This is a genomic window from Mycobacterium sp., from assembly GCF_036488105.1.
Classification (GTDB): domain Bacteria; phylum Actinomycetota; class Actinomycetes; order Mycobacteriales; family Mycobacteriaceae; genus Mycobacterium.
In genome coordinates this window covers 1-1,949 of record NZ_DASXHW010000346.1, presented here as the reverse complement: position 1 = coordinate 1,949, position 1,949 = coordinate 1, and the positions used below count along the sequence as shown (strand labels likewise).

At 64.9% G+C, this 1,949-nt stretch carries 2 protein-coding genes and 1 pseudogene; all 3 read left to right on the top strand.

The window, feature by feature from the left end; all coding sequences use genetic code 11:
• A pseudogene (locus tag VGH54_RS18570) lies at positions 1–175 on the top strand (HNH nuclease); the annotation flags it as partial.
• Positions 176–226: 51 nt separating this feature from the next.
• A complete protein-coding gene (locus VGH54_RS18565) occupies positions 227–985 on the top strand; it encodes an SOS response-associated peptidase (protein ID WP_331513546.1) in 759 nt (252 codons plus the stop codon).
• Between the two features lie 83 nt (positions 986–1,068).
• Positions 1,069–1,949 (top strand): 3-hydroxyacyl-CoA dehydrogenase family protein (locus tag VGH54_RS18560; protein WP_331513545.1); only part of this gene is annotated, 881 nt, incomplete at its 3' end.

The following is a 1,949-nucleotide window of genomic DNA, read 5'->3' as shown; positions in this document are numbered from 1 at the left end:
ACTGCACTTCGCGTGCTGCCCGAATCACGGTATGGCGAGCCGCGGTGAACTGCGGACCCAGGTGATGAAAAACGGGCGGTTGGGCTGGACCGACGGCACCGGGCCACCCGAAATCAACCACGCCCACCACCCCGACGAACTTCTTCGCGGAAACTCGGACCCGCCCAATCAGTAGCAATACCTTTTGATCGTCAGCCGGTCAGAGTTCGGCTGGCACCATGGAGATATGTGCGGACGATTCGCGGTGACCACCGACCCGGCGGCGCTGGCCGAAAAGATCGAGGCGATCAACGAGGCGCGCGCCGCCGAGTCGACGGGCCCGAACTACAACGTCGCGCCAACCACGACCATCACCACGGTGGTCCGCCGCCACGACGAACCCGACGACGAGCCCACCAGGCGCGTCCGGTCCATGCGCTGGGGGTTGATCCCGCCGTGGGCCAAGGCAGGGTCCGACGGTGCACCGGAGTCCAAGGGTCCGCTGCTGATCAACGCCAGGGCGGAGAAGGTCACCACCTCGCCGGCGTTTCGCGCGAGCGCCAAATCCAAACGCTGCCTGATCCCGATGGACGGCTACTACGAATGGCGCGCCAACGGCGATACCGACTCCGGTAAGAAAGCCCGCAAGACGCCGTTCTTTCTGCATCGCGCGGACGGCGAGATGCTGTTCATGGCCGGGCTGTGGTCGGTGTGGAAGCCCGCGAAGGACGCCACGCCGCTGCTGAGTTGCACCATCATCACCACCGATGCCGTCGGCGGGCTCGCCGAGATCCACGACCGGATGCCGCTGATCGTGCCCGCGCCTGACTGGGATCGCTGGTTGGACCCCGACGCTCCGCCCGACCTGGACTTCCTGGCCGCCCCGCCGAGCGTCGACGGCATCGAAATGCGGGAGATCTCAACGCTGGTCAACAACATCCGCAACAACGGCCCAGAACTGCTGGAGCCCGCCGAGCCGCAGCCCGAACAAGCCACGCTGCTCTAGTTGTCGGCCGCGAACAACGGTCCGCACAACTTTGTCCGTCGGCGACGATTCCGGGCGCGCGACTCCGGACTTAGCATGCGTGTGTGAGTGCCTCGTATACATACACGTTCGATGACATCCGGAACCGTCCGGTCGCGGTGATCGGCGCGGGGACGCTGGGACGGCGGATCGCGCTGATGTTCGCCAGCCGTGGCGGAACCGTGCGAATCTACGCCCGCCGCGACGAGCAGCTTGGAGCCGCGAAACAGTATGTGGCCGAAGCCCTTCCGAGAGTCATCGAGAATCGCGGCTTCGGTGAACAAGGCGTCGCGACCACCACGACATCTCTCGCCGAGGCGCTGGACGGCGCGTGGCTGGCTGTGGAGTCGGCCCCCGAAAAACTCGAGATCAAGATTCCGCTGTGGGGCGACATCGACAAGTCAGCCCCGCCCGACACCATTTTCGCGACCAACTCGTCGTCCTACCCCTCGCGTCTGATCGCTGAGAAGGTGCGCGACAAGACGCGCTTGTGCAACACGCACTTCTACATGCCGCCGGAAGTGAATGGCCTCGACCTGATGTCGGACGGTGAGACCGACCGCGGCCTGCTCGACACTCTGCTGGCCGTGCTTCCCGAGTTCGGCGTCTACCCGTTCGAGGCGCGCAAGGAATGCACCGGCTTCATCTTCAATCGGGTGTGGGCGGCGATCAAGCGTGAGTCGCTGGCAGTGGTCGCCGAGGGGGTGGCCCGCCCGGAAGATGTCGACGGGATGTACAAGCTCAACCTGGGCGCGCCGGCCGGGCCTTTTCAATTGATGGATCTGGTCGGCCTCGACGTCGCTCTGGACATCGAAAACCATTACGTCGCCGAGTTCCCGCAGCTACCCAAGGGTCCGCGGGACTTATTGCAGTCCTACGTTGATGCCGGCAAGCTCGGCATCAAGACCGGTGAGGGCTTCTACGCGTATCCGCGGAACTCGGGCTA

Bases quoted from the DNA above. Each gene is read 5' to 3' on its own strand.
- VGH54_RS18565 (WP_331513546.1), top strand. From the start codon at position 227: ATGTGCGGACGATTCGCGGTGACCACCGACCCGGCGGCGCTGGCCGAA.